We start from the raw sequence: 7194 nt of genomic DNA, 5'->3' as shown, positions 1-7194 counted from the left end.
GTTGCCGTCGACGTCGGTGAAGCGGCCGGTCGGGATCGTGTAGGAGAGCGCGGTATCCTCTGGCAAATTGACGTCGGACAGCGGCACCGACAGCACCGGCGCGTCGTTCACCGGTGTGATCGTCAGCACGAAGATGTCGCTCGTCGACAACGCGCCGTCACTGGCCGTGACCTTGATGCTGACCGTGCCGTTGAAGTTGGCCGGCGGCGTGCCGGTAAAGGTGGTACCGTCGAAGGAGAGCCAGGACGGCAGCGCGGCCCCGCTGGAGAGGATCGCCGTGTAGGTCAGCCGGTTGCCGTTGACGTCGGTGAAGCTGCCGGCCGGGATCGCGACCGACACCGCGCTGTCTTCCGGCGAGGATACGTCGGGCAGCGGGATCGAGACCACAGGAGCGTTGTTCACCGAGGGAATCGTCAGGCGGAACACATCGCTCGCCGAGAGCGAACCGTCGCTCGCCGTGACCTTGATGTCGATCACGCCGGTATAGTTGGTGGGCGGCGTGCCTTTGAAGGTCGTGCCGTCGAAGGCCAGCCACGAAGGCAGCGCACTGCCGTCGGCCAGCGCCGCCGTCAGGGTCAGCGTGTCACCGTCGGCATCAGTGAAGCTGCCGGCCGGGATTGCGATCGTGACATGGACGTTCTTGGGCGAGACGATGTCGGCCAGCGGCTGCGCCAGCACCGGCGCGTCGTTGGCTGGTGCGATGGTCAGGCGGAAGACGTCGCTTGCCGCCAGCGAATCATCGCTGGCCGTGACCTCGATGTCGAAATCCCCGGTCACACCCTGCGGCGGCGTGCCGGTGAAGTGCGCGCCGTCGAAGCTGAGCCAGGACGGCAATGCGCTCCCATTGCTCAGTCGAGCCGTGAACGCCAGCGCGTCGCCATCGACGTCGACAAATGCGGACCTATCGAGCGCGATATCAAAAGATTCGCCCTCACGACCCGCCTGATCGTCCAGCGGATGAACCAGGACCGGCGCGTCGTTGACCGCCAGCACGTTCAGCTGGGAGCTGGCGGAGGTCGACAGCGAACCGTCGCTCGCCGTGATCGCAAGCGCGATATTGCCGTTGAAGTCGGCCGGCGGCGCGCCGATGAGGCGGCCGTTGGACACCGAAATCCACCACGGCAGCGGCAAGCCGCCGCTGAGCGTCACGGCGAAGGTCAAGGCGTCGCCGTCGACATCACCGAATGCGTCGGTCGGAAGCGCGATCGAGAACGGCTGATCCTCGGTCACATCGACATCAGCGATCACGCTGACGATCGCCGGCGCGTCGTTGATCGGGGCGATCGAAACCAGCAGCTCCCGCACGGTCTGTGCGGTGCCGTCGGACGCCGCGATCTCGAGCTGGATCGTGCCATTGAAGTTGGTGGGCGGATCGCCGCTCAGCATCCTCGTCTGTGGGTCGTATTGCAGCCAGGCCGGCAGCGCAGTGCCGTCCTTGCCTCTGATTTCGACCAGCAGCGGGTCACCCTCGATGTCGGTGACGAAGCCGGCCGGCAGGGCCACGCTGAAATGCTGATCCTCGATTCCCTTGAGCACGGGAACCGCAGAGATGACGGGCGCGTCATTGACCGCCGCCACGTTGATATTGACCCGCGTCGTCGCGGTCAGTCCGGTCGAATCCTCAATCTCGTAGTCGAACCACGCCGGTCCGTTGAAATCGGCGTTCGGCGTGATCTGGAGTTGGCCGAAGCCGAGATCGGTGACCGTGACGCCCGAGGTCGCGACGATCCGGGTCAGTACGAACGCCTGCTGGTCGGCATCGCTGTCATTGGCCAGCAGCTGGCTCGCAAACAGCGTCAGCGGCGAGTCCTCACGCATGTCGAGCGTGTCGGGGCGCGCGACCGGGGCGTCGGCGACCGGCAATACGTTGATCGTCACGGTCGTCGAGACTGCGAAATCCTGCTCGTTCTTGACGGAATAGCGCAGCACCAGCTCGCCGTTGAAGTTGGCGGCCGGCGTGACGCGATACTTGCCGTTCGCGAGCAACTCGGCGCCCTCGAGCCCGACGAAGGTCAGGGTCGATCCATCAGGCGTGACGTCGTTCGTCATCAGCGCGGCGGGATCGATGTCGATGAAACCGTCTTCGAGCACCTCGAAGCCGGCATCCGACACCGGAATCGGCAGCGGCACGTTGGGCGCGACCAGCAGCGTCGCAAAGCCGACGCTGGAGGCGCCATGGCTGTCGGTGACGCGATAGTGGAAGCCGGCATCGCCGATATAGCCGGCGTTCGGCGTGAACACCGCGGTCGAGCCGACGCGAACCACCGTACCCTGGTCGCCGTCAAACACCTCGACGACCTCGAAGCTGTCGCCTTCGACGTCGCGGTCGTTGGCGATCAGCGCGGCGAAGTCGACCGTGATCGCCTGGTCTTGAGTCGTCCGGAACACGCCCTGCGGATCGTTGGCCGTCCCCGCTCCGTCCGGATTGGCGATCGGCGCATCGTTCACGGCAGCGACGTTGAATGTCACGGTCCCGGTCGAGGTCTTGCGCCCGTCGGAGATCGTGTAGCTGAAATTGACCGCGCCGCTGATGTTCTCGTTCGGCACGAACTGCCAGCGTCCGTCGGGCAGCTCGACGATGCGGCCGTTGCCGGCGCTGCGCGACAGCGACTGGAACGTGATCGTGTCGCCGTCGGCATCACTGTCGTTGCCGAGCAGATCGGCTGTCGTGAACTCGAACGGCGTGTCCTCGTTGGTCACGAACACGTCGGTCGCGGCGATCGGCGCGCGGTTGGTCGAGGCAACGTTGACCCCGACCTTGCCCGTGCTCGAGCCGTTGGTGTCGTCCGTAACGATATACTCGAACGACGCGACGCCCTCGAAATTGTGGTCGGGCGTGAACACGATATGGGTGCCGTCGAAGCTGACGGTGCCATGCGTGGCGTTGGCGACGTCGACGAAGCGGATCGGGTTATTGTCGACGTCAAAATCGTTGGCCAGCAGCGTCGCGGGATCGATCAGCAGCGGCGTGTCCTCGATCGCCGCGACCGTATCCTCGACCGTGGTCGGCGGATCGTTGACGGCGGCGACGTGCACGACGGCCGAGCCGGTCGACGGACCTTCGTGGTCGTCGGTCACGACATAGCTGAAGCCGTCATCGCCGGAGAAGGCATCCGCCGGCGTATAGACGGCGAAGGCCCTGACATTGCCGTCGAAGCGCTGGGTCAGGGTTGCGCTCTGGCTGTCGCCGCCGAGGGTCCGCGTGAAGCGGATGTCGAGGTTAGAAGCGAACGCCAGCGGCACGTCACCCGAGAGCGTGCCGGTCGCGCTGTCGATGGTGAGCCAGCCCGGTAGCGCCGAGCCGTCCGCGAGCGTCGCACTCCAGACCGCACCGTCGAGTTGGCCGAGGCCGGCCGGCGGCGCGATATCGGCATGGGCGAGCTCGATGACAAGCGAGCCGTTGGCCGGCTGGCCCAGCGACAGAATGCGCAAGGCATCGCGGTCGCGGTCGAAGTCGTTGTGCAGCAGGTCGGTCACCGCAAAGCGCGTGGTCTGGCCCTCGCGCCCCGTCAGATTGTCGACCGCGGTATCCGGCCGCTCGCGCGTCGGCTTCACGTCGTAGAAGATCAGCGCCGGATTGCCGGAGACGCCGCCTTTCTCGTCGGTCGCGTCGTAGCTCAGCACGACCGTGCCGTTGAAGTCGGTTGGAACCTGCAGGTTGATTTGCTCGGGCGAGACGACCGTGGAGGCCGGGAACGGCGCGATCTTGAAGGTGTCGTCCACCACGGCTTCGGTGATGATCGACATCGCCGGATGGCCGTTGCCCGCGGCAATATCGAGGCGGACCGGCACAGCGCCGACCCAGTTGGCCGGCGGCATGCCGGAGAAGGTGAAGGTGGCGGGGTCGAAGCTCAGCCAGTCCGGCAGCGGCGCGCCGCTCTCGCGGGTCGCGGTGATCGCACCGGCGCCCTTCAGGTCGAGCGCGAACAGGCCTTGGTCCGCGAAATAGGAATCGCCCTCCAGCGCCTGGTTGATGGCCGTCATCTGACTCGCGAGATCGCCGTGCGGATCGACGACGAATTCCAGCGTGAAGCCGCGGTTGCTCGAGGCATAGGTCCCGTCAGGAAGCACGCGCGGCGCCGGCGTGAACACGACCTGCAGGCGCGCCAGTTGCGCATCCGCATCCGGCGCGAAGCCGCTGAGGCTGACCGTGCGCGTCGCTGCGTCGAAGGACAGCCAATCCGGCAGCGGGCGGCCGCCGATGACCGAGGCCGAAACCGTCCCGTTCTTGGTGTCGAGCAGCGCGATCTGGCTGTCATAGCTGACGCCGGCCGGCAGCGCGGCCGGATCCAGCGTCATGCTGTCGGTGAAGGTCTTTGGATTGCCGCCGCCTGCGGCCGAATGCGTGAAGGTGAGCTGGACGCTGATCGGATCCGTCGTCCCCTCGGGCGGCGTTCCCGTGAACTGCAGTGTCTGGGCGTTAAAGCTGAGCCAGGACGGCAGCACGGAGCCATCGGCGAGCTTGGCCGTGACGGTCGTGTCCGCATCAAGATCGGACGCGTCGAACTCGTAGTCGACCGCGAAGGCGGAGCGGATCTCGTAACCCTTCAGGACATCGGTCCTGGCATCGAAGCCGCCCGAGATGTCGCCGGCCGTCAGTTCGAACCGCGTGTTGAATATCCGTCCATTGGAGGGATCGCGCACCCAGACGTCGACGGAGAGCGGGTCCATTCCGGCCGGCGCTGATCCCGCAAATCGCATGGTAGCGGGATCGAACTGCAGCCAGGACGGCAGCGCCGAGCCGTCGGCCAGGGCCGCGCTGACCTCGTAACCGGCCGACAGATAGCGGTGGTCGACCACGCCGAGCACGGTCGAGCGCTTGAAGAACAGCACGTCGCCGTCCGCGTCGATATCGTTGCCGAACGCCTCGCCGGGGATCACGAACAGCGGACCGTCTTCCAGGCCGCTGACGTAGTCGTTGCGCAAGACCGGAGCTTCGTTGCGCGGCAGCACCGTGATCGCGACATAGGCGGATGACGTGCCGCCATGGCCGTCGCTGATTGTGTACTGGAAGCCGGCAGCGCCGTTGTAGTCCGGCGTCGGCCGGAATTCGATCATGCCGTCGTCGCGCAGGCGGACCTTACCGCCATCGGCGAACCGGGCGATGCTGTCGAGCACCAGCGTGTCGCCGTTCTCGTCGGTGTCGTTGGCGAGGATCGTCGCCGGATCGATCACGACGATCTGGTCCTCGAGCGTCCGATATCCGTAGTCGTTGTAGGCCTTCGGCGGGTCGTTGAGCGGCTTGACCTTGAAGTCGTAGGTCAAGGTCGCCGCCGCGCCGCGCGCGTCGATCACGTCATATTCAATGCTTGCCGGGCCGAGCGAAGCCGGCGTGAAGGTGATTGTGCCGGTCGCTTCGTCGAACACCAGGTTGCCATTGTTGGCGGGGTTGTTGTCGAGACCGCCATGCAAGCCGACGAAGGTGAAGCTGTCGCCCTCGATATCGTAGGTGTTGGCCAAGAGGTCGGCGACCGTGACGGTGGTATCCTGGCCGAGACGGATCCAGCGATAGGTGTCGCGATCGCGCGGTGCGTCGTTGACGGGCGAGATCGAGATTTCGACCTTGGCGGTCGAGGTCGCACCGCTGGCGTCGGCCAGCGTGTAGACGAACCCTGCCGCGCCGAAATAGTCAGGACGCAGCTTGAACTGGATGTAGTCGCCATCCAGCCGCGCAGCCACATTGCTGCCCTCGAACCGGTAGTCGATATCCTTGTAGCTGTCGATCGCCTGTCCGGACGTGTTGGTCAGCGGCGCGATCGAAACGATATGCAACCCTTCCAGATCGGCGTCGCCGTCGACGTCGAAATCGTTGGCGAGCAGCGTATCGATCCGGATCCGCAGGATCTGGTCCTCGACGCCATAAACCAGCGGATCATCGACCGCCGTCGGCGCGTCGTTGACCGGCGCGAGATCGACCTCGACCCGGGCCGTGGACTCGCGGCCGAACTGGTCGCGGACGGTGTAGTTGAAGAAGGCATCGCCGTTGTAATTTTGCGCGCCCAGGAATTCGATCTTGCCGTCCTCGCGCACGCGCACGGTGCCGTTCACGGCATTGCCGACGCCGGCGAGCGTCAGGTTGACCGCGCTGTCGGCGTCGTTGGCGAACAGGGTCGCCGGGTCGATTACGACCGGCTCGTCCTCGACGCCGAGATGCACGATGTCGTCGGCGGCATTGAAGCGGCCGAGCTGCTGCAGTTGATCGATGCGGTCGCGATCCCAGACCGTACCGTTGGCGAACACGACCTCCTCGATGCCGCTCTGGGCGCCGAGGAAGTGGTCGGTGACGCGCACGGTGTCGATCAGGAAGCCATCCTGCCGCTCGAATTCGAGCAGGAGGTCGTTACCCTCGCGGATGACGGAGACGTCCTTCGGCGCGATCGCCGACGACAGCACCAGACGGTCAGTGTCGGTCGCCGCGCCCTGCTCGGTGATGACGTCCTGGCCGTCGTCGAAGCCGAACACGTAGGTATCCGAGCCGGCGCCGCCGGCGATGGCGTCGTTACCGCGAAGACCCTGGAACCAGTCGTCGCCGGCGCTGCCGGTGAACAGGTCATTCCAAAGCGATCCGACGAGCATCTCGATCGAAGAGAGCTGATCGCCGGCCGCTTCGCCGGCGGTGCCGAGGCCCATCGCCAGATTGACCGCGACGCCCTCGTCGGCCTTGCTGTAGTCGGCGATGTCGAAGCCGCCGCGCCCGTCGATGATGTCGGCGCCGCGACCGCCGCGGATGCGGTTGTCGCCAGCGTCACCTCTGATCGTATCGTCCTGATACGAGCCCTGGACGATCTCGATGCCGGAGAAGGTATCGCCGAGGGCATCGCCGCCGCCAGCGGCGCCGTCCGCCATGTCGACGGTGACCCCTTCGGTCGACAGCGTGTAGTCGGCCGTATCGATGCCGTCACCGCCGATCAGCTGGTCCGCTCCGCGGCCGCCGATCAGGATGTCGTCGCCGGCATTGCCGATCAGAATGTCGTTGCCGCGGCCGCCCGACAGGATGTTGGCGAGCGTATCGCCTTCCAGAGTGTCGTCGACATCGGTCCCGGTCAGGTCCTGGATGTTGGTCAGGATGTCGCCTTCGGCATCGCCGCCATGGGCCGTGCCGGAAGCCAGCGAGATCGACACCCCGGTCGCACCAAAACTGTAGTCGGCCGTGTTGTTGCCGAGGCCACCGTCGAGCATGTCGGCCCCTGCTCC

At 65.8% G+C, this 7194-nt stretch carries 1 protein-coding gene (cut by a window edge); it reads right to left on the bottom strand.

What is annotated here, in order from left to right:
* Positions 1 to 7194: part of a tandem-95 repeat protein coding region (locus CVM73_RS40635; RefSeq protein WP_158237557.1), annotated on the bottom strand (this coding region is incomplete at its 3' end). Its footprint extends 20787 nt past the window's final position; the window shows 7194 of its 27981 annotated nt.

The organism is Bradyrhizobium forestalis, from assembly GCF_002795245.1.
In the GTDB taxonomy this organism is placed as follows: domain Bacteria; phylum Pseudomonadota; class Alphaproteobacteria; order Rhizobiales; family Xanthobacteraceae; genus Bradyrhizobium; species Bradyrhizobium forestalis.
Note: the sequence above shows the minus strand (reverse complement) of the source record. Positions and strands in the feature narration are given on the sequence as shown.